General features: G+C 71.1%; 26 protein-coding genes. 13 read left to right on the top strand and 13 right to left on the bottom strand.

Features of this window, described 5'->3' with window-relative positions; all coding sequences use genetic code 11:
* The first annotated feature begins 74 nt into the window (after nt 1-74).
* Complete coding sequence (locus EXU48_RS03730) at nt 75-1304, top strand: LacI family DNA-binding transcriptional regulator (RefSeq protein ID WP_235856815.1); 1230 nt, start codon at nt 75-77, stop codon at nt 1302-1304.
* A 73-nt stretch (nt 1305-1377) separates the two neighbouring features.
* On the opposite strand, the gene EXU48_RS03725 is transcribed toward EXU48_RS03730, so the two are convergent.
* The 3 genes from EXU48_RS03725 to ptsP form a co-directional block, all read right to left on the bottom strand.
* Nucleotides 1378-2265 (bottom strand): acyl-CoA thioesterase, encoded by an 888-nt coding sequence (locus EXU48_RS03725; RefSeq protein ID WP_133106248.1) that lies wholly within the window; start codon nt 2263-2265, stop codon nt 1378-1380.
* Nucleotides 2262-2735: a globin gene (locus EXU48_RS03720; RefSeq protein ID WP_133106630.1), complete on the bottom strand. Its 474-nt coding sequence runs from the start codon at nt 2733-2735 to the stop codon at nt 2262-2264. Before EXU48_RS03720 ends, EXU48_RS03725 begins: the two co-directional genes overlap by 4 nt.
* Nucleotides 2736-2845: 110 nt before the next feature.
* Nucleotides 2846-4582, bottom strand: coding sequence for a phosphoenolpyruvate--protein phosphotransferase (ptsP, locus tag EXU48_RS03715; RefSeq protein ID WP_133106629.1), 1737 nt, complete (start codon nt 4580-4582; stop codon nt 2846-2848).
* A gap of 77 nt (nt 4583-4659) precedes the next feature.
* Here ptsP and EXU48_RS03710 point away from each other — a divergent pair, with 77 nt between their 5' ends.
* Complete coding sequence (locus EXU48_RS03710) at nt 4660-4899, top strand: PTS transporter subunit EIIB (protein ID WP_133106247.1); 240 nt, start codon at nt 4660-4662, stop codon at nt 4897-4899.
* A 52-nt stretch (nt 4900-4951) separates the two neighbouring features.
* Here the strand turns inward: EXU48_RS03710 and EXU48_RS03705 are convergent, their stop codons facing one another.
* Nucleotides 4952-5812 carry a mechanosensitive ion channel family protein gene (locus EXU48_RS03705; RefSeq protein WP_207947617.1) on the bottom strand — a complete coding sequence of 287 codons (861 nt, stop codon included), beginning with the start codon at nt 5810-5812 and terminating at the stop codon, nt 4952-4954.
* 159 nt (nt 5813-5971) lie between these two features.
* Between EXU48_RS03705 and malQ the strand changes: the two genes are divergently transcribed.
* Genes malQ through EXU48_RS03690 form a run of 3 tightly spaced genes read left to right on the top strand, consistent with a single transcriptional unit; the run spans nt 5972 to nt 9707 of the window.
* Nucleotides 5972-8119 carry a 4-alpha-glucanotransferase gene (gene malQ / locus EXU48_RS03700; protein WP_133106246.1) on the top strand — a complete coding sequence of 716 codons (2148 nt, stop codon included), beginning with the start codon at nt 5972-5974 and terminating at the stop codon, nt 8117-8119.
* Nucleotides 8120-8123: 4 nt separating this feature from the next.
* Nucleotides 8124-8606, top strand: a complete 483-nt coding sequence (locus EXU48_RS03695) for a PTS sugar transporter subunit IIA (protein WP_133106245.1) — start codon at nt 8124-8126, stop codon at nt 8604-8606.
* Between the two features lie 6 nt (nt 8607-8612).
* Entirely contained in the window at nt 8613-9707 is a 1095-nt protein-coding gene (locus EXU48_RS03690; RefSeq protein ID WP_133106244.1) for an SDR family oxidoreductase, read from the top strand.
* Here EXU48_RS03690 and EXU48_RS03685 read toward each other — a convergent pair.
* The 3 genes from EXU48_RS03685 to pepN all read right to left on the bottom strand — a co-directional run bounded on the left by EXU48_RS03685 (nt 9685) and on the right by pepN (nt 14224).
* Nucleotides 9685-10527 carry a PhzF family phenazine biosynthesis protein gene (locus tag EXU48_RS03685; protein WP_133106243.1) on the bottom strand — a complete coding sequence of 281 codons (843 nt, stop codon included), beginning with the start codon at nt 10525-10527 and terminating at the stop codon, nt 9685-9687. The genes EXU48_RS03690 and EXU48_RS03685 overlap by 23 nt on opposite strands.
* A 97-nt stretch (nt 10528-10624) precedes the next feature.
* Nucleotides 10625-11548 carry a phosphotransferase family protein gene (locus EXU48_RS03680; RefSeq protein WP_133106242.1) on the bottom strand — a complete coding sequence of 308 codons (924 nt, stop codon included), beginning with the start codon at nt 11546-11548 and terminating at the stop codon, nt 10625-10627.
* 99 nt (nt 11549-11647) lie between these two features.
* Nucleotides 11648-14224 (bottom strand): aminopeptidase N, encoded by a 2577-nt coding sequence (pepN, locus tag EXU48_RS03675; protein WP_133106241.1) that lies wholly within the window; start codon nt 14222-14224, stop codon nt 11648-11650.
* A 188-nt stretch (nt 14225-14412) separates the two neighbouring features.
* On the opposite strand from pepN, the gene EXU48_RS03670 reads away from it, so the two are divergent.
* From EXU48_RS03670 to EXU48_RS03655, 4 genes are all read left to right on the top strand, one after another.
* Nucleotides 14413-15063 carry a mycothiol-dependent nitroreductase Rv2466c family protein gene (locus EXU48_RS03670; RefSeq protein ID WP_268958142.1) on the top strand — a complete coding sequence of 217 codons (651 nt, stop codon included), beginning with the start codon at nt 14413-14415 and terminating at the stop codon, nt 15061-15063.
* Nucleotides 15064-15185: 122 nt separating this feature from the next.
* On the top strand, nt 15186-15758 hold the full coding sequence (locus EXU48_RS03665; protein WP_133106240.1) for a hypothetical protein: 573 nt from the start codon (nt 15186-15188) through the stop codon (nt 15756-15758).
* Between the two features lie 108 nt (nt 15759-15866).
* Entirely contained in the window at nt 15867-16247 is a 381-nt protein-coding gene (locus EXU48_RS03660; RefSeq protein WP_133106239.1) for a DoxX family protein, read from the top strand.
* A gap of 178 nt (nt 16248-16425) precedes the next feature.
* On the top strand, nt 16426-16818 hold the full coding sequence (locus EXU48_RS03655) for a rhodanese-like domain-containing protein (RefSeq protein ID WP_133106238.1): 393 nt from the start codon (nt 16426-16428) through the stop codon (nt 16816-16818).
* Between the two features lie 90 nt (nt 16819-16908).
* Here the strand turns inward: EXU48_RS03655 and EXU48_RS03650 are convergent, their stop codons facing one another.
* Nucleotides 16909-18915, bottom strand: a complete 2007-nt coding sequence (locus EXU48_RS03650; RefSeq protein WP_133106237.1) for a M13 family metallopeptidase — start codon at nt 18913-18915, stop codon at nt 16909-16911.
* Between the two features lie 68 nt (nt 18916-18983).
* On the opposite strand from EXU48_RS03650, the gene EXU48_RS03645 reads away from it, so the two are divergent.
* Nucleotides 18984-19433, top strand: a complete 450-nt coding sequence (locus EXU48_RS03645) for a ribose-5-phosphate isomerase (protein ID WP_133106236.1) — start codon at nt 18984-18986, stop codon at nt 19431-19433.
* Nucleotides 19434-19567: 134 nt separating this feature from the next.
* On the opposite strand, the gene EXU48_RS03640 is transcribed toward EXU48_RS03645, so the two are convergent.
* Nucleotides 19568-20314, bottom strand: a complete 747-nt coding sequence (locus EXU48_RS03640) for a hypothetical protein (protein WP_133106235.1) — start codon at nt 20312-20314, stop codon at nt 19568-19570.
* Between the two features lie 27 nt (nt 20315-20341).
* On the opposite strand from EXU48_RS03640, the gene EXU48_RS03635 reads away from it, so the two are divergent.
* Nucleotides 20342-20686: an MGMT family protein gene (locus tag EXU48_RS03635; RefSeq protein ID WP_235856812.1), complete on the top strand. Its 345-nt coding sequence runs from the start codon at nt 20342-20344 to the stop codon at nt 20684-20686.
* Here EXU48_RS03635 and epsC read toward each other — a convergent pair.
* Entirely contained in the window at nt 20677-21258 is a 582-nt protein-coding gene (epsC, locus tag EXU48_RS03630) for a serine O-acetyltransferase EpsC (protein WP_133106233.1), read from the bottom strand. The genes EXU48_RS03635 and epsC overlap by 10 nt on opposite strands.
* A gap of 1 nt (nt 21259) precedes the next feature.
* Nucleotides 21260-22195 (bottom strand): cysteine synthase A, encoded by a 936-nt coding sequence (cysK, locus tag EXU48_RS03625; protein WP_133106232.1) that lies wholly within the window; start codon nt 22193-22195, stop codon nt 21260-21262.
* 235 nt (nt 22196-22430) lie between these two features.
* On the opposite strand from cysK, the gene EXU48_RS03620 reads away from it, so the two are divergent.
* Both EXU48_RS03620 and EXU48_RS03615 read left to right on the top strand, forming a co-directional pair.
* Complete coding sequence (locus EXU48_RS03620; RefSeq protein ID WP_133106231.1) at nt 22431-23072, top strand: PadR family transcriptional regulator; 642 nt, start codon at nt 22431-22433, stop codon at nt 23070-23072.
* Nucleotides 23069-24280, top strand: coding sequence for an FAD-dependent monooxygenase (locus tag EXU48_RS03615; protein WP_165962671.1), 1212 nt, complete (start codon nt 23069-23071; stop codon nt 24278-24280). The genes EXU48_RS03620 and EXU48_RS03615 overlap by 4 nt, the downstream gene beginning before the upstream one ends.
* 12 nt (nt 24281-24292) lie before the next feature.
* Here EXU48_RS03615 and EXU48_RS03610 read toward each other — a convergent pair whose 3' ends face one another.
* Together EXU48_RS03610 and EXU48_RS03605 are read right to left on the bottom strand one after the other, a co-directional pair.
* The gene (locus EXU48_RS03610; RefSeq protein WP_207947616.1) at nt 24293-25306 is read right to left on the bottom strand and encodes an SdpI family protein; all 1014 of its coding nucleotides are present in this window, start codon (nt 25304-25306) and stop codon (nt 24293-24295) included.
* Between the two features lie 23 nt (nt 25307-25329).
* Nucleotides 25330-25686, bottom strand: coding sequence for a GntR family transcriptional regulator (locus tag EXU48_RS03605; protein WP_133106228.1), 357 nt, complete (start codon nt 25684-25686; stop codon nt 25330-25332).
* Between the last annotated feature and the right edge of the window lie 306 nt (nt 25687-25992).

Genomic DNA, 25992 nt, shown 5'->3' with positions numbered 1-25992 from the left:
GCGGCGGGATGGCCGCACTGGGGGTGATGGTCAGAGCGAGGCTCAGAGTGACCGTGACTGCGGTCAATGCAGCGATGAGTTTCGAGTTCCGGCGTCTGTTGGCGGAATGCGTGTGCATGGGCGTCGACGCTAGCAACGCGCGAGATAAATCACAAGCCCTTGATTTTGTCGTTGCACATGGCATCAGACCGGGCCAAATCGTTGCCGTACCAGCAAAAATGGGCCCTCTCGGTCAGACTTCGTACAACGTTACGCATCCGATGTCCCACCATCGGTGGAAGGATGACTCGGTGAGATCGTCGAGGCCGTCGCAGATCGGCGTGCGAGAAGTCGCGAACCTGGCCCGCGTGTCGCCGACCACAGTTTCGAACGTGCTCTCAGGGAACCGGCCCGTGAGCGCGACGACGAGGGAGCGGGTCCGGTGGGCAATCGAGGAGCTCGACTACCGCCCCAACCACTCGGCCCGCAACCTGCGCCTGCAGCGGTCGGGAATCATCGCCCTGGCGCTTCCGGAGGTGCGTGTGCCCTACTTCGCCGAGCTCGTGCACGATCTTGTACGGGCAGCGCGTGACCGCGGCTACCGGGTGCTGGTCGAGCAGACGGAGGGACGCACCGAGTCCGAGCACGCTGTCATGCACGGACTGGACCGCGGCATGGTGGATGGCATCATCTTCAGCCCGCTCGGGATCACACGCGAGACCTTCGAACGGCGCCGGGGCAGCACACCGATCGTGCTGCTCGGAGAGCGGATCCTGGGCGCCGACGTCGACTACGTCGGGACAGACAACGTCGCTGCGGCCGCGGATGCAACGGCACACCTGATCGCGCGCGGACGCCGCCGCATCGCCGCGATCGGAGACCAGCGCGGCACCGGTGGCACCGGCCCGCAGCGCACCCGTGGCTACCGTCGAGCGCTACGGAGAGCAGGCATCCCCTACGACGCGCGGCTCACGGTCCGCACGGCCACCTATCACCACAGCGATGGTGCCGAGGCGATGGCCGAGCTGCTCGACCGCGGTGTCGAGCTCGATGCCGTCTACTGCTACACCGACCTGCTCGCCATCGGCGCGATGCACACGCTGCGGTCCCGAGGTCTGCGGATCCCGGACGACGTGGCCGTCATCGGCACTGACGACATCGACGAGGGTCGCTACGCCGCTCCACCGCTGACCACCGTGACCCCGGACAAGGCGGCGATCACCACCTCGGCGCTCGACCTGCTGATACGGAGAATCGCCGATCCTGAGGCACCGGTGAGACAGGTGCTCGTGCCTCACACGATCGAGGTTCGCGACAGCACCTGAGCGCGGCGGCGCCTCGGTCGAGCAGGTCGTGCCGGGTGATCGTGGCCTCGCAGCCCGAGACGATCGGGCGCCGTCAGTCGCTCGGGATCTGCGGGATCCGCAGCATGCCTTCCTGGGCGATGGTGGCGACCAGCAGGCCGGAGCGGTCGAAGACCTTCGCGACACCGAGGCCGCGACCGCCGCTCGCGGACGGCGAGGACTGCGCGTAGAGCAGCCAGTCGTCCAGGTCGACGTCGCGATGCCACCACATGGCGTGATCGAGGCTGGCCACGCTCGCACCCTTGGTCCGCCAGCTGAGACCGTGCCGGCGCATGATCGGCTCCAGCATCACCTGGTCGCATGCGTAGGCGAGCATCGCGCGCTGCTGCAGCTGGCTGCCCGGCACCTCGGCCCGCGCACGCATCCACAGGTATTGGGTGTCGGTCTGCTCGGCGGCCGGCTTCGTGAACAGCGCACCGTCGACATGTCGCATGTCGAACGCACCGTTGCGGTAGAAGAACGCCGCGATCGGGTGGTCGAGCGCGTTGAAGAACTCGACGGAACTGGCCAGGTTCTCGGGGTCCGGGACCTGCGGCATCGACTCGGCGTGGTCGAGGCCCTGCTGAGGTTCCTGGAAGGAGGTGATCATGGACAGGATCGGCTTGCCGAACTGGATGGCGTGGGTGCGCCGGGCGCTGAAGGAGCGCCCGTCCCGCATCCGCTCGATCGAGAACGTGATCGCCTCGTCGAGGTCGCCCGGGCGCAGGAAGTAGCCGTGCACAGAGTGCGGGAGCCGGTCCGGCGGCACGGTCCGCCCGGCGGCGAGCAGTGCCTGGGCGAGTACTTGGCCGCCGTAGACCCGGCCGTGGATCTGGGGCAGCGATCGGCCCGTGAAGGTGTCCTCGTCGACCGGGTCCAGCTCCAGCGCGGACAGCACCGCCTCGAGCGGGCGGGCTGGCTCCTGGGCAGGATCCTCGGTCACTGTGGGCTCCCGGGCTCGGCGGTGTTCACGAGTGAGAACGCCGCACGTTCGAGATAGTCGAGCAGCGTCGCCTCGTGCAGCGGGGCGAGGCCGGCCTCCTTGACCGCGACGGTCATGAGCTTGAGCCACCGGTCGCGGGCGGCCGGGGTCACCGGATAGGGCGCGTGCCGCATCCGAAGCCGGGGGTGCCCGCGAGTGTCCGAATAGGTGGTCGGGCCACCCCAGTACTGCTCGAGGAACATCCGCAGCCGGTCCTCCGCCGGTCCGAGGTCCTCGGGCTCGGGGTACATCGGGAACATGATGTCGTCTCCCGCGACCTGCTCGTAGAACCGGTGCACGATACGTCGGAACGTGGGCTCACCGCCGACCGCCTCGTAGAACGAGTCGGGCCGCCGGGCCGGGGGCGCGTCGGCGCTGCGCAGCCCGAGGCTGCGGCGTTCGGCGGGCGGGGGAGAGGCAGGTTCGGGCATGGAGGGCACAGAGGGCACGGAACTCACCCGCTCAGCCTAATGCTCACCCCGGTGCCCGCCTGCTCGGGGCCAGGTTCAAGCCGGTGCCCGACGGCGGTGGCCGGCAGGCCTCACAGGCCGAGTTCGGCCAGGGCCGGCAGGGCGTCCCGGGCGGTCAGCCGGGCGGCGTCGGCGTCCTCGGTGCCCAGGGCGAGGGTGGCCGCGCGGCGACACTGTTCGAGGGAGGTCGCGGCCAGCAGCGCGGCGACATCTCCGAGGGCACGCGGCGTCATCGACAGGCTGGTGACCCCCAGCCCGACCAGCACGGCGGCCATTGCGGGATCGGCCGCGGCCTCGCCGCAGACCCCGACCGGCCGCGACTGGGCCTGCCCACCCTCGCAGGTGGTCCTGATCAGGGACAGCACCGCGGGGTCCCACGGCGTCGAGAGGGGTGCCAGCGCGCCGAGGAGACGGTCCGCGGCCAGGGTGTACTGGGTGAGGTCGTTGGTCCCGATGGACGCGAAAGCGGCCCGCGCCAGGATCGGGCCGGCCAGCAGGGCGGCGCTGGGCACCTCGACCATCACGCCGGCGGTCTCCAGACCGTGCCGGGCACAGGCGGCGACGAACTGCTCGGCCTCGCTGACCCGGGCGACCATCGGGGCCATCACCCAGACCCGGGCGTCGTGGGCGGCGGCCGCGGTCGCGATCGCCGTGAGTTGGTTCTCCAGCACCTGCGGGCTCCGCCAGGACGTGCGGAAACCCCGGACCCCCAGCGCCGGGTTCGCCTCGTCGGTGGGGTTCAGGAACGGCATCGGCTTGTCGGCCCCGGCGTCGAGGGTGCGGATCACGACCTTGCGGCCGCCGAACGCGGCCAGCACGGTGCCGTAGGCCTCGACCTGCTCCTCGATGCTCGGCTCGGTGTCGCGGTCCAGGAAGCAGAACTCGGTGCGGAACAGTCCGACCCCCTCGGCCCCGGCCGCCGCGGCTGGTTCGGCCTGCGCCACCTCGCCGACGTTCGCGAGCAGCTCGACGCGGTGCCCGTCGGTGGTGGCGCCCCGCCCGGAGAAGGTGCGGGCCTCGTGACGCTCGCTCGCCCGGGCGACCTCCTCGGGAGTCGGCGCCAGGAGCACGACGCCCGAACCGCCGTCGACCACCACGACGCCCTCGGCGACGAGCCGGCGGGTGGCGTCACCCAGGCCGACCACGGCGGGGATCCCGAGCGACCGGGCCAGGATCGCGGTGTGCGAGGTCGGCCCGCCCTCCGCGGTGATCAGGCCGAGGACGACCTCCGGGTCGAGCTGGGCGGTGTCGGCGGGTGCGAGGTCCTGGGCCACGAGCACGAACGGCTCGGTCCGGGACGGCACGCCGGGCGTGGGTACCCCGGTGAGGTTGGCGACGATCCGGTCCCGGACGTCGTGGACGTCCCGGACCCGCTCGGCGAAGTACCCGCCGAGTTCCTCGAACTGCACGGCGACGGCGGCCGCTGCCTCCCACAATGCGCGTTCGGGGCTGACTCGTTCGGACTCGATGCGCTTGCGCGCGTCCTTGAGCAGGGTGGGGTCGGTGGCGATCTGGGCGGTCGTCTCCAACACCTCCCGGGCGGTGCCGGTCACGCCCTCGGCACGGGTCCGCAACTCGGCGGCGACGGCCTCCGCAGCGGCGGTCAGCGCGGCCACCGACTCCTCCGGAGCGGCGGGGGAGCGCCGCAGCGGTGGCTCGTCGACCCCGGCGGCGAGGTGCACCGTGGGGCCGGCCGCCCGGCCTGGCGAGACCCCGACGCCCTGGAGGATCGTGCCGGTGCTCGTGACATCAGCCGACTCGGCGCTACTCACGGTGGTCCGCCTTCCGTCGCACGGGGATCGTCCCATTCTGGCCAGCGCGCTGCCGGGCAGACGCCGGTTGTAGAGTGTCATTTATCACAGGACGACGCTTGTTGGGAGTAGAAGTGAGCAAGGCTGAGGAGATCCTCGCCGCACTGGGAGGCGACGCGAATGTGGTCGACCTGGAGCCGTGTATCACGAGGCTGCGGGTCGAGGTGAACGACCCTGCGCTCGTCAACGAGGAGGACCTGCGTTCCCACGGGGCGTTCGGTGTGGTCCGCTCCGGCCGCGTCGTGCAGGTGGTCGTGGGACCCGAGGCCGATGACCTCGCCGCCGACATCGAAGGGCTGCGCCCCGGCAGCTGAGATCCCAGCACCGGCAGCGCAGGCAGCACCGGCAGCACAGAACCGGTGACCATCACGCCGCGAGGTCGATCCCACGTTCGGCGAACTCCCCGACGATCCGGCGGCGCAGTTCGCTGGCCACCGTCCGGTCGTGGTCGGCGCCGACCCGGACGCGCCAGGTGAGTGAGAGTGCGTCGGCCGTGACCTCCTGGACGAGGCACTCGGGCTCGAGTTGGCTGATGATCGCGGCGTACAGGTCCTCGCCCCGCATGCGGGTGGTGAGTTCGCTGAGCGTGGTCCGCACCGCGGCGAGGTCCGAGGTGTGCGCGACCTTCAGGTCGACCACCGCGTAGGACCAGCCCTGGGTGGCGTTCGCGACCCGCAGCACCTCACCGTTGCGGACGTACCAGCGGCGGCCGTCGTCGTCGCGGATGAGGGTCACCCGCAGCCCCACCTCCTCGACCACGCCGCCGGCGAGGATCCCGCCCCCGGTGCCCAGTTCCACCCGGTCGCCGACGCCGTACTGGTCCTCGATGAGCATGAAGCCGCCGGTGATCACGTCCTTGACCAGGGACTGGGCCCCGAAGGCGACCGCGATGCCGACCACACCGGCCGAGGCGATCAGCGGGGCGACATCGACGCCGAGGGTGCTCAGGATCATCAGGACGGCGACCGCCCCGATGAGCGCCGTGAGCGTCGAGTTGAGCACCGTGCGCAGCGTCTCGAGGCGCTGCTTGCGTCGCGGGTTCGGTGTCGTGAGCGCCGCCGGAGCCAGGGGCAGCCCCTTCGACTTGGTGTTCACAAGACCGCGGATCGTCCGGGAGACCAGGAAACGCACGATCACGGTCGCCAGGCTCGCCACCACGATGATGATCAGGATCGTCAGGGGCGCGCCGGTCAGGGTCGAGACCACGTCGGGTGCAGCGATGTCCACGGCCGCCAGCCTAACCACCGGTCACGCGCTCACCGTGGGAGCGGTCCGTCCGGGCGTTGCCACGCGGACGAATGCCGCACGCTCTGGCAAGATCGGTGCAGGAGTCGTACAGACATCATTCGCACACCATCCGCGCCGACGCAGGAGCCTGGACCTCACGTGAACGATCAGGGCAAGAGTGACGTCCTCAGCGACGGCCTGCGGGCGCTCGCGGCCGCCCACGGCGTCGCCACCGAGTTCTGGGACTTCCACGGGAACCACCGCGCGGTCAGCGCCGGGACCATCGTCGCGGTACTCGCCGCGATGGACGTACCGGCCGGCAACCCGTTCGAGGTCGAGCGCTCCCTCGCCGCCTCTGAGGTCGGACCGTGGCGGCGGGTGCTGCCGCCGAGCGTGGTGGTGACAGCGGGCATCGAGTCCCGGGTCCCGGTCCACGTTCCCGACGGTGAGACGGTGCACCTGCGGGTGGACCTGGAGGGCGGCGGAACGCGCCAGCTGGAGCAGGTCGACGAGTGGGTGGAGCCGCGACTCGTCGACGGGCGAACGCTCGGCCGGGCCACGTTCCTGCTGCCCACGGACCTCCCGCTCGGCTGGCACACGCTCGTCGCGGCTGTGGGGTCGGGCGACGAGGTCCGGACCGCACTCGCGGTCACCCCGGCGGTACTCGAGGTGCCGGAGCTGCGCGCCGAACTCGGTCACCGTGCCTGGGGGCTGATGGCTCAGCTCTACTCGGTCCGGTCGGAGCGGTCGTGGGGGATCGGCGACCTCGCCGACCTCACCGAGCTGACGTCCCTGAGTGGCGAGCTGGGTGCGGACTTCCTGCTCATCAACCCACTCCACGCGGCCGAGCCGGGCACGCCGATGACGCCCTCGCCGTATCTGCCGGCCACCCGCCGCTTCGTCAACCCGATCTACATCCGGCCGGAGGACATCCCCGAGGTCGCGTACCTGCCCAACTCCCAGCGGACCCTGCTGGAGTGGGGCATCGAGGAGATCCGGGAGACGAACACCGATCCGGGGCCGCTGGACCGGAACGCCGTCTGGGACGTGAAGAAGCCCGCCCTGGAGACGATCTACGCGTCCGGACGAGCCCGCTCGCGGCAGCGGGAGTTCGAACGGTTCCGGCGGGACCAGGGCCAGGGCCTCGAGGACTTCGCGCTCTGGTGCGCGGTCGCCGAGAAGTACGACGCCACCGACTGGCCGCTCCCGGTCGAGCGAGGCAACGCGGGGCAGATCCTGGCCCTGCGGCGCGAGCTGTCCGAACGGGTCGACTTCCACTGCTGGCTGCAATGGGTCGCCGACTCCCAGCTGCGGCACGCCCAGGAAGTGGCGCGCGCCTCCGGCATGCGGATCGGCGTGATGCACGACCTCGCGGTCGGGGTGCACCCGGAGGGCGCCGACGCCTGGTCGATGCGCGAGGTGCTGGCGCAGGGGATCAGCGTCGGGGCCCCGCCGGACATGTACAACCAGCAGGGCCAGGACTGGTCCCAGCCACCGCTGCGCCCGGACGCCCTGGCCGAACAGGCCTACGCCCCGATCCGGGACATGGTGCGGACCGTCCTGCGGCACGCGGGCGCGCTCCGCGTCGATCACATCATCGGCCTCTTCCGGCTCTGGTGGATCCCGCGCGGCGCAGGTGCGGACCAGGGCACCTATGTGCGCTACGACCACGAGGCGACCATCGGTGTGCTCGCCCTCGAGGCACACCGGGCCGGCGCGATCGTCATCGGCGAGGACCTCGGCACCGTGGAGCCGTGGGTCCGTGACTACCTGCGCGACCGGGGCATCCTCGGCACCTCCGTGCTCTGGTTCGAACGCGAGAACGACCGACCGCTCCCGCCGGAGAAGTACCGCTCCCTGGTGCTCTCGACGGTGACCACCCACGACCTTCCGCCGACCGCCGGATACCTCGCCGAGGAGCATGTGGACCTGCGGAACCGCCTCGGACTGCTGACCGAGCCGGTCGCCACCGTGCGTCTGGCCGCCCAGGTCGAGAGGGAGCGGATGCTCGAGGCGCTGCGGCACCGGTACCTGCTCCCCGAGGACCCCACCGAACGACAGATCGTGGAGGCGCTGCACCGCTACGTCGCGCAGACGCCGTCGGTGCTGATCGGGGTCGGCCTCGCGGACGCGGTCGGGGAGCGACGCGCCCAGAACCAGCCCGGCACGGACACCGAGTACCCGAACTGGAAAGTGCCGTTGGCCGACGGCGGCGAGAAGGTCGTGCTCGTCGACGACCTGCCCGGCAACGCCCGGTTCGCCTCGCTCGTCGCGGCGCTGACGCAGGAACTCCGCGAGCGGGCCTGAGGCCATGGCTGCCGCGGGTCCGAACGGAGGGACCGTAGGAGTCCTCGCCCCGCTACCGGGTCGAGCACTTCCCCTGGCTGAGGTGCCCGACCCGGTCTTCGCCGACGCGATCGTCGGCCCCGGGATCGCGATCGACCCGCACCGTGAGGGGGAGGTCGAGGTCATCGCCCCGATCAGCGGGACCCTCGTCAAGGTGCATCCGCACGCGTTCGTGGTTGCCGACGGAGCCGGTCACGGTGTGCTCGTGCACCTGGGCATCGACACGGTCCAGCTCGCCGGCGACGGCTTCACGGTGCACGTCCACGAGGGTGCGCAGGTCACCGCGGGACAGCTGGTCACCACCTGGTCCCCGCAAGCCGTGGTCGACGGCGGGCGCAGCCCGATCTGTCCGGTCATCGCCCTGGACACCACGGCCGCGGCCCTCAGCATCCGCCCGGACATCGGTGAGGTGCTCGACGCCGGGGACCCGCTCTTCGACTGGTCCTGACGCGCCGTGCGGTGCCTGCTCACGGGGTTCCCGGGGTTCATCGGAACCCGGCTCGTCCGTGCCCTGCTCGCCGACGCCGACGTCGTGCTCGACGTCCTCGTCGAGCCGCGGATGGTGCAGCGCGCCCGGGCGGCGGCGGCCGATCTCGGCGACCGGGTCCGTCTGCTCGAGGGCGACATCACCGAACCGCGGCTCGGGCTCGACGAGGACACCTACCGCGACCTCGCCACCACGGTGGTCCGGGTCTACCACCTGGCCGCCGTCTACGACCTGGCGGTCCCGGAGTCGATCGCCGCCCGGGTCAACATCGCGGGCACCCGGAACGTCCTCGACCTCTGCCGCGGCAGCGCCCACCTGGAGCGCCTCCACTACGTCTCCACCTGCTACGTCGGTGGCGAACGGACCGGGGTGGTCCTCGAGTCCGAGCTCGACGAGGGCCAGGGCTTCAAGAACCACTACGAGGCCACGAAGTTCGCCGCGGAGGTGCTCGTCCGGGACTCGATGGGGGAGGTCCCGGCCACGATCCACCGGCCCGGCATCGTGGTCGGAGACTCCCGCACCGGACAGACCCAGCGCTTCGACGGCCCGTACTTCATCCTCTGGTTCATCCACCGGATGAACCGGTTCGGCCTGACCGTCGGATCCATGGGCAGCGGGGCGGCCACCTTCAACGCCGTGCCGGTCGACTTCGTCGTGGACGCGATCGTCGCGTGTTCGTACGACCCGCTCACCGTCGGTGCCACGCTGCACCTGGCCGACCCGGACCCGTTGACCACGGCGGAGTTCGTGCGCGTGCTCTCCCGCGAGCTCACCGGCAAGGATCCTCGCGGCCCCGCCATCCCCGACGCCCTGATGCGGGCCGCCCTCGGCCTGGGACCGGTGCGCCGCTACCTCGGCGGCACGCCCTACGAATCGCTGGTGTTCCTTCGGCACCCGGTGCGTTACGACACCACGGAGGCCACCCGGCACCTTGGCCGTAACGGACTGGCCTGCCCGCCGTTCGCCCGGTACGCCCCGGTCATGGTCGACTTCTTCCGGCGCAACCTCGGGAACGAGGAGCTGCGGGCCCCGGTGACCATCAGGCGAGCGCGGTCCCGCTGAACAGCGTCTGTGTCCGCCCGCCGACCCACACGGACCCGTGCGTGTCGATGGTGACGGTGATGTCTCCGGCCCGGTCGAGCCTGCCACCCTGGGAGACGCGGTAACCGTCGACCACCTCGCCGGTGCGGGCGAGCCACTGGCCCACAGACGCGATCATCGACCCGCAGACCGGGTCCTCGGCCACGCCCACGCCGGGTGCGAAGCTACGCAGCTCGTAGGCGTGCTCCGAACCGGGCGGGTACGCACCGAGCGCGCCGATCATCGCCTCCGGGATCAGGGACAGGTCGGGGTCGAGGTCGAGGACCTCCTGGGCGGTGGCGAGACGGAGCACGGCCCAGCCGGGACCGTTGTCGATCCACTGGTGAGCGATGACCCGAGCGCGCTCGATGCCGAACGCGGCCACGATCCGGGTCAGATATGGCTCGTCGAGGCTGCCGCTGCGCAGGGTCGGCGGGGCCGCGAAGGAGAGCAGGTCACCGTCGCGGCGCACCTCGATGAGGCCGGCGCCGCACTCCTGGACCACGACGTGCCGATCACGGCGGGCGCCGCGGTGTTCGAGCCAGGCGTGCGCCGAGCCGAGCGTCGGGTGGCCGGCGAAGGGCAGTTCTCCGCCGGGGGTGAAGATCCGCACCCGGTAGTCGGCCTCCGCGGCTGTGGGAGTGAGCAGGAACACCGTCTCGGACAGGTTGGTCCACCGGGCGATGCGCTGCATCTGCTCGGTCTCGAGGTCGTCCGCGTCCTGGATCACGGCCAGGGGGTTGCCCAGGTACGGCTCGGGCGAGAAGACGTTGACCTGTGCGAACGGGCGGTGGCGAGTCATGACAGTTCCTTCTGCTCGCGGACGGATGGCGTGCCCCCACTATGCGACAGATGCCGCGATCCCGGAGGAGTTGGTCTGCGCCGTCGACCGGGCACCGTCATGGGAGCAGCGCCTCGAGCTCGTCAAGGCGCCCGAACATGTCCGGGAGGCCGCGCACACCGTTGCGGACGATCTCGTGCGACAGCCCCAGGTCGGGTCCCCTGTCCGCCTCGACGTCGGCGAGGCAGCGGAGGATGTTCCACCTCGTGTGTCCGAGCCAGCCGCCGATCATGAACGCGAACCACCCCGGGCCTGACGGCGGCACCTGGCCGCCCGCGGCGGCGTAGCCGTCGAGGAGCGAGCGGACGATGGTGGGCTCGATGCTCTCGAAGCCCGGGCCCTTCGCGAGCCCCAGGGCGGTCGAGCCGAGCTCACCAGCCAGGTCGAGCATTCCCGAGAGCTCCCAGTCGAGGAGAACCGGACGCCCGGCTCGGGAGAGCAGGTTCCACGGTTGGATGTCCTTGTGGGTCAGCACCACTGGTCCTGGCCGCTCGCAGGTGTCGACGAAGTCGGCAATGGCGAGGAACGTCTCGACGTGGGCAGTGAGATCATCGGCCCACGGCACTCCGGTCGCCGTCGCCCGCTCGGCGAGCTCGGGCCAGTCCCGAGGCGTCGGTTCCTCGATCGAGGTGTCGGTCCACTCGACGTCGAGCGCGTGGATGCGCGCGAGGATCGCACCGACCTCCGACGCCTGCGCCACCGAGACCGGCGCCTCGGGCAGCTTCTCGCCATCGACCCACCGGTGGACGAGCATGTCGTGCTCGGCCGAGATCGGCTCCGGCATGGGGACGCCGGCGGCGAAGGCAGCCTGCTCGAACCTGAACACGTCGGCGACCCGGTAGCTCCAGCGACGGTCGACCACGTTGAGCTGCTTGAGGGCGAACGATCCTTGATCGGTGTCGAGCCGAAACATCCGGTTGGCGAACCCGCCATGGATGCGGGTCATCGGCCCGAGCGGCGCGCCGAGTTCCGAGAGATCCATCCCGGGCACCCTAGGACTCCCGGTTCACCGGCGCACCGGAGTTTCACCACGACCGATCCGGGCGTACCACACCGGGCCGTGGCTCCAAGGCGGTCGGCCTCAGCGAGCGGCGCGGTCGACCGCCTGGGCCGCCAGCGCGCGGCGCACCGAGTCCCGGGACTCCACCACGAGCCGGCGCAACGACGGCGTGCGCTCGCCGAGCCGGGTGAGGAACTCGTCGGTGCGGGCGAGCACGTCCACCCCGGTGGAGGTGTCGATGTCCGCGAGCTGCGCCGGGTAGAGGCCCACCACGATGTTCTGCGCGATCTCGTTCGTGCGCTCGGACCAGACCTTCTCCAGGCTGTCGAAGTAGCGGTCCGGGAACGCGGCGAGCAGGGCCCGGTCGTGCGCCCGGCCGAAGCCCTGGATGACCGCAGCCTGCACGGCGTTCGGGAGCTCAGCGCCGTCGACGACCGCCGCCCAGGCGGCCTCCTTGGCCTGCGCCGTCGGGATCGACGCCCGGGCCGCGGCAGCGGCCCGCTGACCGGCCGCCGTCGAGTCCCGGTCGAGTTCGGCGGCGATTTCCGGCTCACCCGCGCCGCCGCCGGCGGCGAGGCCGTTCAGCAGGTTCCAGCGCAGGTCGGTGTCCACCGCAAGTCCGTCCAGGGTGACGTCACCGGCGAGCAGTCCGCGCAGCGCGTCCACCTGCGCAGTCGTGGATGCGCGCGCCGCGAAGGCCTTCACGAACTGCAACTGTGAGTCGGAGCCGGGCGCGGCGGCACCGGCGAGCGACCAGAGCGCCTCGGCGACCTCGGCGGCCACCTGCTCCCGGGCGGCGGGGTCGGTGTAGAACTCGACACACGTGGCGAGCTGACGCAGCAGCACCAGCACCACGGTGGAGTCCGTCTCAGCGCCGATATTCGCCGTGACCAGGTCGATGAACCGGCTCGCCGGCCATTCGCCGTCGCGGGTCATGTCCCACGCGGCCGCGAGGACCAGGCTGCGCGGCAGCGACTCGGTGAAGTCGCGCAGGTGCTCCACGGCCGTGGCCAGGGAGTCCTCGTCGAGGCGGACCTTCGCGTAGGCGAGGTCGTCGTCGTTGACCAGGATCAGTTGCGGCCTGTCGATGCCCACGAAGTCCGGCACGGGCGTGGCCGCGCCATCGATGTCGAGCTCGACGCGGTGGGTGCGTACGAGCGCGCCGTCGGCGTCGACGTCGTACCCACCGACGGCGATCCGGTGCGGCCGCAGCACCGGGTTCGTCTCCGGTGCCTCCTGGGTGATCGTGAACGAGGTGATCCGGCCCTGGGAGTCCACCTCGAGCTCGGGGCGCAGCAGGGTGACGCCGGCCTCCTCGAGCCACACCTTCGACCACGCGGTCAGGTCCCGGCCGCTCGTGGCCTCGAGCTCGGTCAGCAGGTCCCGCAGTTCGGTGTTGGACCGGGCGTGCTTCGTGAAGTACTCGCGGACCCCGGCCAGGAAGTCGTCCTGACCGACCCAGGCCACGAGCTGCTTGAGCACGGACGCGCCCTTGGCATAGGTGATGCCGTCGAAGTTCACCTCGACGTCCTCGAGGTCGTTGATCTCGGCGACGATCGGGTGCGTGGACGGCAGCTGGTCCTGGCGGTACGCCCACGACTTCTCGAGCGAGGAGAACGTGGTCCAGGCCTGCGTCCACCGGGTCGCCTCGGCCGTGGCCAGCGTCGAGGCGTACTCGGCGAACGACTCGTTCAGCCAGAGGTCGTTCCACCAGCGCATCGTGACCAGGTCGCCGAACCACATGTGCGCGAGCTCGTGCAGGATCGTGACAGCGCGCCGCTCGACGGTCGCCTCGGGCACCTTCGAGCGGAACACGTACGTCTCCACGAACGTGACCGCCCCGGCGTTCTCCATCGCGCCGGCGTTGAACTCGGGCACGAACAGCTGGTCGTACTTCTCGAACGGGTACGGCACCCCGAACGCGTTCTCGTAGAACTCGAACCCGGCCCGGGTGACGTCCATGATGTTCTCGGCGTCCAGGTACTGCGCCAGCGAGGCGCGGCACAGGACACCCAGGGGAACGGCGCGGCCGTCGCTCGAGGTGAGGTCGCCGTCGACCCGGTGGTAGGGGCCCGCCACGAGGGCGGTGACGTAGCACGGGAGCAGCCCGGTCGGCGCGAACGCCCAGACGGCGCCGTCGCCGTCGCCATTGGGGGTGGAGGTGGGGGTCGGGGAGTTGGAGACCACCTGCCAGCCCGACGGCGCCGTCACCGTGAACTGGAAGGTCGCCTTGAGGTCGGGCTGCTCGAACACGGCGAACATGCGCCGGGTGTCGGCGACCTCGAACTGCGTGTAGAGGTAGACGGCGTCGTCCACGGGGTCGACGAACCGGTGCAGGCCCTCACCGGTGTTCATGTAGGCGCCGTCGGCGACGACACGCAGCTCGTTCTCGGAGGCCAGGCCGGCCAGGGCGATGCGGGAGTCGGCGAACACCTCGGCCGGGTCCAGCGGCGCACCGTTGAGCACCACCTCGTGGACCGTGGGGGCGATCAGGTCGATGAACGTGGACGCGCCCTCGGAGGCACCGAAGCGCACGGTCGTGGTGGAGCCGAACACCTCCGGGCCACGGGTGAGGTCGATCTCGACCTCGTAGCTGGACACGCTCAGCAGCGCGGCGCGCTCCTGGGCCTCGACGCGGGTGAGGTTCTCTCCGGGCACGGACGTGACTCCTTGATCGACGAGCTGGTGGTATCGACGGTGATGGTGGCCGGTGGGCCGTGGGGTGATCCTGCCACCTCGGCCCGTCCCGCCGGAAACCGATAACCGCGGCCCGGAATGCCCCGCCGGGGTCCGGTGTTGGCGCTGACGTCGAGAACGGCACCGCGTACCCGCCCTTAGGAGAACCAGTGAGCACCGCAACCGAGACCGCCATCAGCACCGCCCGCGAGACCGGGAAGGACGTTGCCGACTTCTGGTTCGACCCGGCCTGCCCCTGGGCGTGGATGACGTCCCGCTGGATCGGTGAGGTGGAGAAGGTCCGCGACATCACCGTGCGCTGGCACATCATGAGCCTGTCCGTGCTGAACGAGGACCGCGACCTCGACCCCGGCTACCGGGAGATGCTGGACAGGTCCTGGGGCCCGGTCCGCGTCGTGAACGCCGCCCGCGAACTACACGGCGACGAGGTCGTGAAGCCGCTCTACGACGCGATCGGAACCCGTTTCCACCCGGGTGGGCGCGGAAACGACCGGCACAACGTGCTGGTCGAGGCGCTGGCCGAGGTCGGCCTGCCGGCCGACCTGATCCGCTTCGAGGACTCCGACGAGTTCGACGAGTCCCTGCGGGCCTCGCACGCCGAGGGGATCTCGCTCGTCGGTGAGGATGTCGGTACCCCCGTGGTGGCGTTCAACGGGACCGCGTTCTTCGGCCCGGTGATCACGCCCGCGCCCAAGGGCGAGGAGGCGGGCCGATTGTGGGACGGCGTCGTCGCGGTCGCCGCCTACCCCGGCTTCTTCGAGATCAAGCGGACCCGTACCCAGGGCCCGATCTTCGACTGAGATAGCGCCGTCCGGACCCCGACGGCGGGCCGGGAATCGCGGACACCCGTTCCGACCGCGTACCGTATGGGGGTTCCCGCGGGGCGTCCGCGCGGGCATCGGCGACAGTTCTGGAGGAAGTGATGGCGGGAAGACGCGCGCTCGGGCCCTGGGCGATCACGCTCATCGTCGTCGACGTCATCCTGATCGGGATCCTCGTCGTGATGCTGGTCAACTACCCGCGCGGAGACGCCGGTGACGACGGTGGCACCGCGTCGGCCGGCGCGACGACCGAGGCGTCCGGCGACGGCACGACTGACGAGGAGCCGACGACCCAGGCGCCCGCCGTCACGGTTCCGGAGGACGCGCTCGACGTCGCGGCGTTCTCGTCCCCGAGCCGCAACATCTGGTGCGAGATCGCGCAGGACGACGCCACCTGCATGATCGGGGACATCACGTTCACCCCGCCGGAGGTCGCGGACTGCGACCCGGCCATCGCCGGCCACTTCTGGCAAGTCACCGCCGAGCGTGCCGATCCCATCTGCGGCGCCGAGGTGCCGACCGAGGCTCCCGCGGACCTCCCGGACCTCGCCTACGGCGCCAGCACGGTCGTCGGGGACTTCCTCTGCACGAGCGAGACCGACGGCGTCACGTGCGTCTCGATCAGCACCGGGCACGGCGTGACGATCGCCCGGGGTGGCTCCAGCCAGTTCTGAGAACGGCACGACCGGCCGGGTCCACCGAGTTGTCAGGTCCGCGCCGCGCGTTCGGTCAGTGGGGTCCACGGGCCATCGGGGCCCGCCGACCGCACTGACTGGAGTTTCATGGACCTCGCCCTCTGGATCGTCGCCGGACTGCTTGCTCTCCTGTTCCTGTTCGCCGGCGCCAACAAGCTCCTCATCCCCTACGACAAGCTGAAGAACGCTCCACTGTCGGGTTGGGTCAGCCACGTCGACCCGCGCCTGGTCAAGACCATCGGGGCCTTCGAGGTCCTCGGTGCCCTCGGCCTGATCCTGCCCGGTGTGACGGGCACGGCGCCGATCCTGGTGCCGGTCGCCGCGCTCGGGATCGCGGTGATCATGAGCGGCGCCGCCATCCTGCACGTTCGGCTGCGCGATCCCAAGCACATGATCGTGAACCTGTTCTACCTCGCACTGGCCCTGTTCGTGGCGATCGGCAGCCCCGTCACCGGAATCTCCGTCTGATGTCTCACGTGGTGAGACCAGCCGCGGGGTGGTCGTCGGGGGAGCTGCCACCTGATTGTCTGTGTCCATGGAGAACGGAGTGCGGACCCGCATCACGCGGGCGTGTCTGATGTGTTGCTGCCGCTGAATGCGGACCCGACCCATCCGGCACCACCCTCCCACCCCCTGGAGCCATGACATGGCCATCACCACCGGCACCGCCTGGGACATCGTCCTCAATGCGGGCCCCATCCACACGGCCGCGGATCAGGCCGTCAGCGCCCGAGCCGCCTTCCAGTCCGTCCTCCACTCCCGGGCGGTCGTGGTGGACCTGAGGCCGGACGCGACGCGGTCGCGCAGCGGCGCGATCCATCCCGACCTCGGCGCCGTCGTGATCCACCCGCGGGAACTGCCCACCTGGCTCGTGCACACCGGCCGCGACACCGACGCGATCCTGCTCACCGAGGACGGGACCCTGGCGACCGAACTCGCGACCGGGCTCGACGCCGTCGGGATCGCCCGGCCGTCCTACGTCACCGGTGGCTTCACCGCCTGGCGGTCCGCCGGGCTGCCGGTGATCAACGCCGGCTGAGGCGGCCGGCGGCCACGCCGGCCTCGCCGGCGATGCCGGAGCCGGCGTCGGGTCCGTGGGGACCGGCGCCGGCGCCGCCTCAGCCGATGCTCACCAGATCCGGACGCGCTCGGACTCGGCGAGCCACATCCCGTCGCCGGGTGCCACGCCGAACGTGGTGTGGAACTCGTCGATGTTACGGACCACCGCATTGCAGCGGATCTCGTCGGGGGAGTGCGGGTCGATCGACAGCAGCCGGATCAGTTCCGCGTCACGGGCCTTCAGGCGCCAACCGCGCGCCCACGAGAAGAACAGGCGCTGCAGGTCGCTCTCCCCGTCGATGACCTCACCCTCGGTGCGACCGGCCCGTTCGAGGGCGATCCGATACGCCTTGATCGCGATGCCGAGACCGCCGATGTCCCCGATGTTCTCCCCGATGGTCAGCGCCCCGTTGACATGGTGGGAACCATCCAGCTGCGCGGGGGCCAGGGCGCCGTACTGGTCGATGAGCACCTTGGTGCGCTTCTCGAACTCCTCCCGGTCGCTCGCCTCCCACCAGTCGTGCAGGCGACCCTCGCCGTCGTAGCGACTGCCCTGGTCGTCGAAGCCGTGCCCGATCTCGTGACCGATGATGGCGCCGATCGCGCCGTAGTTGGTGGCGTCGTCCGCGTCGGCGTCGAAGAACGGCGGCTGCAGGATCGCGGCCGGGAACACGATCTCGTTCATGGCCGGGTTGTAGTAGGCGTTCACCATCTGCGGGGGCATGAACCACTCATCCCGGTCGATCGGCTTGCCGATCTTGCCGAGCTCGTAGTCCGTCTCGAACGCGCTCGCCGCCCGCACGTTGCCGACCAGGTCCGTCTCGTCGACGACGAGGTCGGAGTAGTCCCGCCACTTCGCCGGGTACCCGATCTTCGGCGTGAACGCGTCCAGCTTGGCCAACGCGCGCTCCCGGGTCGCGGGGCCCATCCAGTCCAGGTCCGTGATCGAGCGGCGGTAGGCCTCGATCAGATCCGCCACCAGGGTGTCCATGGCGTCCTTGTGGGACGGCGGGAAGTGCCGCGCGACGTAGATCTTGCCGATCGCCTCCCCGAGCACCCCTTCGACCAGGGAGACACCGCGCTTCCATCGTTCGCGGACCTCCTGCGCGCCGGTCAGGGTGCGGCCGTAGAAGTCGAAGTTCTCCTCGACGAACGCTTCGGGAAGGTACGGCGCCCGGGACCGGACCACCCGCCAGGTCAGCCACAGGCGCCACAGGTCGACGTCCTCGGCGGCCCAGGCCTGCGCGAACGCCTCCACATACGAGGGCTGGCGCACGATCAGGTCCGCCATGGCGCCCTCCGGGGCGCCGAGGGCCTGCGTCCACAGGGGCCAGTCGAAGCCGGGAGCCTGCTCGGCCAGGGCTGCCAGGGTGCTCGGGTTGTGCGTCGCCTGGGCGTCGCGGCTGCGCACGTTGTCCCAGTGCCCCGCGGCCAGCTTCGTCTCCAGCGCCATGATCCGCTCGGCCGCGCCGTGGGCCTCCGCCTCGGTGACCACGCCGGCCAGGGCAAGCATCGCCGCGACGTGCACCACATAGGCGGTTCGCACCTGCCCGTGGGTGTCGTCACGGTAGTACGCCTCGTCCGGCAACCCGAGGCCGGACTGGGTCAGGTAGACGACGTAACGCGTCGGGTCGTCCGCGTCGTTCTCCACGAAGAGGCCGACGGCGCCGCCCACCCCGGTGCGCTGCAGGGCGCCGAGGGCCCGGGTCAACTGCTCGCGGGTGTGAGCCGCGGTGACGAGTTCGAGGTCGGGGGTCAGAGGGCTGGTGCCGAGCGCTTCGATGCGCTCTGCGCCCATGAAGGAGGCGAAGACGGCGGCGACCTTCGCGGCCTCGTCGGCGGCCGGATCGTCAGCGGGTACCTCCGCGGCCTCGGTGATGATGGCCCGGACGTCCTGCTCGGCCTGGTCGTGCAGCAGGTGGAACGTGCCGTCCCGGCCGCGGTCGGCGGGAATGGTGTGGGCAGCGAGCCAGGAACCGTTCACGTGCCGGTAGAGGTCGTCCTGGGGCCGGACGTCGGTGTCCATGGCGGCGCGGTTGGCCTCGGCGGAGGTGGCGTCGGCAATTGAGATCGTCATGGACCGAATCTAGTTCACGTCGAAGTGCACCGGCGCGGTCGAACGGGTGGTGCGGCACAATGACGTCCATGCGCATCCACATCGCCGCCGATCACGCCGGTTTCGAGCTCAAGTCCGCACTGATCGCCCACCTCGTCGGTGCCGGTCACGATGTGGTGGACCACGGCGCCGAGGCCTACGACGCCCTCGACGACTACCCGGCGTTCTGCTTCTCCGCCGGGGAGGCGGTCGTGGCCGAGCCGGGCACGTTGGGCATCGTCATCGGTGGCAGCGGCAACGGCGAGCAGATCGCCGCGAACAAGGTCACCGGGGTCCGCGCCGCCCTGGCCTGGAACATCGAGACGGCCAAGCTCGGCCGCCAGCACAACGACGCGAACGTGGTCGCCGTCGGGGCCCGCCAGCACAGTGACGCGGAGTCGATCGCGATCGTGGAGGCGTTCCTCGCGGAGCCGTTCTCGAACGACGACCGGCACCAGCGTCGGATCGACCAGCTCGCCGCCTACGAGGCCGCCCGCTGACGAACCGGCCTGCCGCGATGCCCTCGGCGCCGCCGGCTGATCAGCCCGGCTGTCGTGACGCTACCGGCCCGGGGTGGACTGTGGCCGGGTGGCGGCGGGCCAGGTGACTCGGTTGGGTCGGTGACTCGGCTGGCTCAGTCGCGAAGGCGTCGGGCCGACACCGCGAGCACCACGTGCAGGGGGATCAGGACGACCACCAGCACCAGCAGGAACTGGCACGCGAACACCCAGAGGCCGAACACCAGCGCGCTGACCACGGTCCAGACCAGGTCCCGGACCGGATGCACGGCCTGGCGGGTACGGACGGCGACATCGCGGGCCGCCTCGCCGGCACGGGACTCCTGGAGGAGCAGGCGGCGCAGACTGACGGTCCCCACCACCTCGGACCCGGCGGCGCCCAGGTACCAACCGAGACCGGCTGCTGCGGCGACCACCGTGGCGGCACCGATCGCCACCGGCTCACCGGATCCGCCGACCAGGCCGGACCGCGACGCCAGCGCGACGCCGAACGCGGCGACCGGGGTCACTGCGGCCCCGGCGAGCACGGCGGTCGTCACGAACGCGCCCTCGCGACGGTTGCCCGTGCGAGCTGCACGTACGGAGGCGACCAGCAGGCCGAGCAGCGTGGTGAGTGCCCACCCGAGCAGACCCGCACCCGCATAGGCGAGGGCCGTCGTCGGCGGGGTGAGAACGAGCAACCCGGCCAGGGCGAGCACGCCGACGCCGACCCGCACCCACGCGAACCGTGCGAGCGAGCCCAGCCGGGTGAGCACCACCGCGTGCTCGTCGACGTGCTCGTGCTCGTGGGTGGCGTCGCAGTGGGCGCACACGTGGCCGACGGGCTCGTCGGGGGCGGGCGCGGGCTCGGAGCGGGTACTCATGGACATCTCATGGGTGATCATAGGCGGGTGAGAGACGTCGCAGAGGACTACGTCGAGGCCGTGCTCGACCTGGTCGCCCAGATCCCGCCGGGGCGGGCGAGCACGTACGGGGTGATCGCCGAGGCCGCCCGCGAGCGCACCGGCAAGGGCAGTGCCCGCACCGTCGGCCGGGTGATGGCCCTGTACGGGTCGGACGTGCCGTGGTGGCGGGTGGTCACCGCGAGCGGCGCCGCCGCCGAGCGGGTGGCCGGCCGTGCCCTCGAGGCGTTGCGAGCCGAAGGTGTCCCGTTGACCGCGCACGATCCGCCGCGGGTGGACCTGCGCGAGGCCGGCTGGGAGCCCGGCGAGGAGACCGAGCCGGTTCAGATGTAGATCGCCGGGTCGATCAGGTCCTCGGGGGAGGCCTCGGCCGGCCGGGGCCGGGGGCGACCGGGCACGCCGACCACCACGTCGCCGTCGGCCACGTCCTTGACCACGACGGCGTTCGCGCCGATCTGCACGTCGCTGCCGATGGTCACCGGCCCGAGGACCTTCGCCCCGGCGCCGATCACCACGTTGTTCCCGACGGTCGGGTGGCGCTTGCCGTGCGACATGGTGCGCCCGCCGAGGGTCGACCCGTGGAACATCAGGACGTCCTCGCCGACCTCGGCCGTCTCACCGATGACGACACCCATCCCGTGGTCGATGAAGAACCGCCGGCCGATCACCGCGCCGGGATGGATCTCCACCCCGGTCAGCGTGCGCGCCAGCTGGGAGATGACCCGGGCCGGCAGCCGCAGCAGCGGCGAGACGTGCCACACCTTGTGCGCGATCCGGTGCAGCCACAGGGCGTGCACCCCGGAGTAGGTCAGCGCGACCTCGACCCGGGTGCGCGCCGCCGGGTCCCGGCGGCGCGCGGTGGCCAGGTCCTCCGCGATCAGTGCGCGCAGTGGCAGATGGTGCACGTTACTCGGCGAGGTCCGCGAACAGGATCGTGGACAGGTAGCGCTCGCCGAAGGACGGGATCACGACCACGATCGTCTTGCCGGCGTTCTCGGGCCGGGCGGCGACCTGCAGGGCGGCGTCGATCGCGGCGCCCGAGGAGATGCCCACGAGCAGGCCCTCCTCGGTGGCGGCCCGGCGGGCCACCTTCACGGCGGTCTCGGCGTTGACGTCGATGACCTCGTCGTAGATCGAGGTGTCCAGGATCTCCGGCACGAAGTTCGCGCCGAGGCCCTGGATCTTGTGCGGGCCGGGCTGGCCGCCGTTGAGGATCGGGGACTCGGCGGGCTCGACCGCGATGATCTGCACCTCGGGCTTGCGTTCCTTGAGGACCTGCCCGACGCCGGTGATGGTGCCGCCGGTGCCGATGCCGGCGACCACGATGTCCACGGCGCCGTCGGTGTCGTTCCAGATCTCCTCGGCCGTGGTCCGGCGGTGGATCTCCGGGTTCGCCTCGTTCGCGAACTGGCGGGCCAGGATCGAGCCGGGCCGCTCGGCGGCGATCGCCTCGGCGCGGCTGACGGCACCCTTCATGCCCTCGGAGCCCGGGGTCAGGATCAGCTCGGCGCCGTAGGCCTTGAGCAGCATCTTGCGCTCGTTGGACATCGTCTCGGGCATGGTCAGGACCACCTTGTAGCCGCGGGCAGCGCCGACGAACGCCAACGCGATACCGGTGTTGCCGCTGGTCGCCTCCACGATCGTGCCGCCGGGCTGGAGTTCGCCGGAGGCCTCGGCAGCGTCCACGATGGCCACCCCGATGCGGTCCTTGACGCTGTTCGCCGGGTTGTAGAACTCGAGCTTGGCGAGGACGGTCGCGCCGACGCCCTCGGTGAGGCGGTTCAGCTTCACCAGGGGAGTGTTGCCGATGAGTGCGGTCGCGTTGTCGTAGATGCGGGCCATGGTTCCTCCGGGTGGCGTGGTCGGTGCGGGCGGTCACCGCTCGACCGGGGGTCGGGGCGGACCGATTGGTTGAACGGACGACTTTTGGTACGTCGTCATCCTTGCATCACCGAGCGGCCGGGCGCATCCCTTGGCGTGGGCGGGAAGTGGGCGGTGCCCGACGGCGGCCGGTCAGGTGAGGAGGAACACCTCACCACATCTTGTAGAACTAGTTTTGGAAAACTAGACTGTCCGCATGCCTCGACGAATGACGAACCTCCTCGGCCTCGCCGTGCTCGCGTATCTGGAGGAGCGGCCGATGCACGCCTACGAGCTCCACCGCCAACTGATCGACCGGGACGCCGCGCGAACCTTCAGGCTCAGCTACGGCGCGCTCTACAGCGTGGTCCGCCAGCTCGAGGCGACCGATCTGATCACGGCCTCGGGGGTCGACCGGGCCGGCAGGCTGCCCGAGCGGACCACGTACCAGGTGACCGACGAGGGCCGGGCCGAGTCGCGCCGATGGCTGAGCCGGCTCATCGCCGAGCCGCAGCACGAGTATCCGGCCTTCGCCGCCGCGCTCTCGCTCATCATCGTGCTGCCCCCGGACGATGCGCGGGCCCTCTTGGAAGCCCGCCTGGAGCGCCTGGCGCGGGAGGGTGCGTCGCTCGCCGAGCAACGCGAGGCGGTCCTCGCCGGCGGGGTTCACCCGGTCTTCCTCGTCGAGGACGAGTACCGCGAGCGACTGCTCGACGCCGAGTCCGGATTCATCCGAACCTTGCTCGACCGCATCGACAGCCCGGATGCCGGCTGGGTCGAGCCATGGCGTGCCTACCACCGGAAGGCGCCGGGTCCCGGCGCCCCCGAGAACCCGGACACCACAGGAGAACCGTCATGACCGCAGCACGCACAGCACTCGTGATCGGCGGTGGCGTCGCCGGCGCCGCGGCCGCCATCGCCCTGACCCGGGCCGGGATCGAGGTGAGGGTGGTCGAGGCCCACGACCGGACCGACCGCGACCACGGCTCGTTCCTGACCCTCGCGACCAACGGCATCGACGCCCTGCGCGCGATCGAAGCCGACGGACGAGTGCTCGAGGCGGGCTTCCCGACGGCGGCGATGACCCTGCGCAGCCACACCGGAAAGCGCCTCGGCACCACCAGCACCGGTGGCGTGCTCGCCGACGGCACGGTCAGCCAGACCGTCCGACGCGCCGACCTGGTCCGGGCGCTCCGGGCCGAGGTCGAGACGCGGGGGATCGAGATCCGCTACGGGCGTCGCCTGGTCGGGTTGGACGCCGGGCCGGCGCGGGTGCGCGCCGAGTTCGACGACGGCAGCGTCGCGGAGGCGGACCTCCTCGTGGGCGCGGACGGCATCCACTCCACGGTGCGCCGGCTCGCGCTCCCGGGGTCGCCCGAACCCGCGTACTCCGGTCTGGTGACGACGGGTGGCTACGCACCGGGCCTGACGCTGGACTCGCCGCCCGGCGACTACGAGATGATCTTCGGCAAGCGCGCCTTCTTCGGCTTCGCCGTGGCGCCGGGCGAGCAGGCGTGGTGGTTCGTGAACCTGCCCCACCGTCGCGAACCGGCGCGCGGTGAGCTGGCCGCGGTCGGCGACGCGCAGTGGCGCGCACGGTTCGCCGAGTTGTACGCGGACGACGCCGGGCCGGCCCTCGAGATCATCGCCGCCACCCCCGACTTCGCGCCGATGACGGCGATCCAGACGATTCCGCGGCTGCGACCCTGGTCCTCTGGCCGGGTCATCGTGATCGGCGACGCCGCCCACGCGCCGTCGCCGACATCAGGTCAGGGCGCCTCGCTCGCCGTCGAGGACGCGGTGGTACTCGCCATGTCGCTACGTGACCGCGACTCCGTCGAGCAGGCCTACGCCCAGTTCGAGACCCTCCGCCGGCCGCGCGTCGAGGCGATCATCCGCGCGGCCGCCCGCATCAACAACAACAAGGCGCCCGGGGCCGTCGGCCGGCTCGTCCGGGATGCGGTCCTGCCCCGGATCCTCGCGTCCGCCATGGCCCGCAACAGCGCCGACCAGGCCTCCGACCACCATCTCGACTGGGCAGCCGGAGTCAGCGAGGGCAGTCGCTGACCCGCCCCGCGATCAGGTGCGCGACCGACCCGAGGAGGGACCGCCGTCGGGCATCGGCGTTCGTGCCCGGGCCGCCACCGTGTTCAACAGGGCGGCGCCACGCTCGGCGCCCGGGACCGTCACCACGAGTACTCGGCCCCCGGTGCGCTGCACGCTGATGGCCGGGCCCTTGCGGACCACGAGGCCGGTGCGGCCACGGCCGTCGGTGCGCAGTCCCCAGCCGCCGAACTCGCCGAACGGGCTCACGGTGATCACATCGGCTCGCTCCACCTCGCCGGCCGGGACCTCCAGCCGGGGCCATCCGAACACGTTGCGCGCGCTGAGGCCGCCGGCGTCGACCCGCACCGACCACGAGGTCATCGAGGCGACCAGGACCGCCGTCACGGCCGGGATCAGGGTCAGCCACCACTGACCGGTGGGCACGGTCAGTACGGCGGTCAGTGCGAACAGCGGGATCAGCACGACCCACAGCAGCCACGGGCGGGAAGCCGTCGTCGAGCGGATCCAGACGGCGCTCTCGTTCGGCCCGAGGGCGAGCCGGGCAGCGTCCGCGGGAACCTCGTCCTCGGCGGGCTGCGGCGGATCGGATCCGGCGAGGACGGCGGCCAGCGCACCGATGGCCACTCCCGCACCCAGGCCGAGTGCGATCGCGCCACCCGGGTTGCTCGCCTGCTCGGCGGTCGGGACGTCCAGTTGCACCCAGGTCATGCCCACGAACAACCCTGCGTACATCGCCGCCATCCCCGCCGAGAGCCCGACGATCATCCGCCGGGTCAGAGCGCTCCGTCCGACGGTCATCGACAGGGTTCCGGTCACGGCGAGCGTCACGAGGCCGAGCACCAGCATCGGCGTGATCAGCTCGGCGAACGAACCGGTCCGGTCCACGCCGGAGGCGCCCCAGTGCACGGCCACCGGGTCGGGGAGCCGGTCGCGCCAGGCCAGGACGAGGGCATAGCCGCCGCCCAGGAGCGCGGCGGGCAGCACCACGCCGAGCGCGAGCGCCCGGCCGCGGTGCGGCAGGGGCATCCGTGCTTCTGAGCCATTCGACGTCATCGGGTCTCCTCGTGGGTGAGCAGGCCCGTGAGGGCCTGACGGGTCAGTCCGAGCCGGTCGCCCTCGGCGAGCAGCGTGTCCAGGGCGGCGCGCAGGTCCTGGTAGTCGCGCCCGGCGCCGGTAGCGATGGTCGCGCCCCGGCCGCGGCGGACCTCGAGCAGACCCTCCTCGCGCAGGGTGCGGTAGGCATGCAGGACCGTGTGCACGTTCAGGTCGAGCGAGTCGGCCAGCTCGCGGGCGCTCGGGAGCCGCTCGCCGGCGGCCACCTCACCGCGCACCACCGCGATCCGGACAGCCGTGGCGATCTGGTCGAACAGTGGCACCGCACTGGTGGGGTCGACGGTGATGAGCATGAGTTCATTCTATTGTTCTAGCTGAACTAGAACAACTTGGGTCGGTCGCCGCCGATACGGTGAGGGATCCGTCACACCCTGCGCATCTCGGCGGTCGACGGCGGGGCGCGAGGTGTCCCGCGGGCGGAATCTTGGGTATCATCTTCGAGGTGCATCGTGACCTCGAAGGTCCCCTGCGCCCACGGGTGGCACGCCCGCGACCGGGAATCCGGCGCAGACGTTGACATCCAGGTCAGTGGGGAAGCGTCCGTCAGCCGGATCGCGACCTCGCCCTCACCGACATGAGCGCCGGGACGACCCGGAGGT

It is taken from the genome of Occultella glacieicola (assembly GCF_004353825.1).
GTDB lineage: Bacteria > Actinomycetota > Actinomycetes > Actinomycetales > Beutenbergiaceae > Occultella > Occultella glacieicola.
Note: the sequence above shows the minus strand (reverse complement) of the source record. Positions and strands in the feature narration are given on the sequence as shown.

What these genes read in the sequence shown, in the direction of transcription:
- EXU48_RS03695 (WP_133106245.1), top strand. Translation starts at nt 8,124, where the DNA reads ATGGCTGCCGCGGGTCCGAACGGAGGGACCGTAGGAGTCCTCGCCCCG.
- EXU48_RS03720 (WP_133106630.1), bottom strand. Translation starts at nt 2,735, where the DNA reads ATGCCCGAACCTGCCTCTCCCCCGCCCGCCGAACGCCGCAGCCTCGGG.
- EXU48_RS03665 (WP_133106240.1), top strand. Translation starts at nt 15,186, where the DNA reads ATGGCGGGAAGACGCGCGCTCGGGCCCTGGGCGATCACGCTCATCGTC.
- EXU48_RS03610 (WP_207947616.1), bottom strand. Translation starts at nt 25,306, where the DNA reads ATGCCCCTGCCGCACCGCGGCCGGGCGCTCGCGCTCGGCGTGGTGCTG.
- EXU48_RS03615 (WP_165962671.1), top strand. Translation starts at nt 23,069, where the DNA reads ATGACCGCAGCACGCACAGCACTCGTGATCGGCGGTGGCGTCGCCGGC.
- EXU48_RS03730 (WP_235856815.1), top strand. Translation starts at nt 75, where the DNA reads ATGAGTTTCGAGTTCCGGCGTCTGTTGGCGGAATGCGTGTGCATGGGC.
- EXU48_RS03645 (WP_133106236.1), top strand. Translation starts at nt 18,984, where the DNA reads ATGCGCATCCACATCGCCGCCGATCACGCCGGTTTCGAGCTCAAGTCC.
- EXU48_RS03640 (WP_133106235.1), bottom strand. Translation starts at nt 20,314, where the DNA reads ATGAGTACCCGCTCCGAGCCCGCGCCCGCCCCCGACGAGCCCGTCGGC.
- ptsP (WP_133106629.1), bottom strand. Translation starts at nt 4,582, where the DNA reads ATGGGACGATCCCCGTGCGACGGAAGGCGGACCACCGTGAGTAGCGCC.
- cysK (WP_133106232.1), bottom strand. Translation starts at nt 22,195, where the DNA reads ATGGCCCGCATCTACGACAACGCGACCGCACTCATCGGCAACACTCCC.
- EXU48_RS03660 (WP_133106239.1), top strand. Translation starts at nt 15,867, where the DNA reads ATGGACCTCGCCCTCTGGATCGTCGCCGGACTGCTTGCTCTCCTGTTC.
- EXU48_RS03620 (WP_133106231.1), top strand. Translation starts at nt 22,431, where the DNA reads ATGCCTCGACGAATGACGAACCTCCTCGGCCTCGCCGTGCTCGCGTAT.
- EXU48_RS03650 (WP_133106237.1), bottom strand. Translation starts at nt 18,915, where the DNA reads ATGACGATCTCAATTGCCGACGCCACCTCCGCCGAGGCCAACCGCGCC.
- EXU48_RS03680 (WP_133106242.1), bottom strand. Translation starts at nt 11,548, where the DNA reads ATGGATCTCTCGGAACTCGGCGCGCCGCTCGGGCCGATGACCCGCATC.
- EXU48_RS03655 (WP_133106238.1), top strand. Translation starts at nt 16,426, where the DNA reads ATGGCCATCACCACCGGCACCGCCTGGGACATCGTCCTCAATGCGGGC.
- EXU48_RS03605 (WP_133106228.1), bottom strand. Translation starts at nt 25,686, where the DNA reads ATGCTCATCACCGTCGACCCCACCAGTGCGGTGCCACTGTTCGACCAG.
- EXU48_RS03685 (WP_133106243.1), bottom strand. Translation starts at nt 10,527, where the DNA reads ATGACTCGCCACCGCCCGTTCGCACAGGTCAACGTCTTCTCGCCCGAG.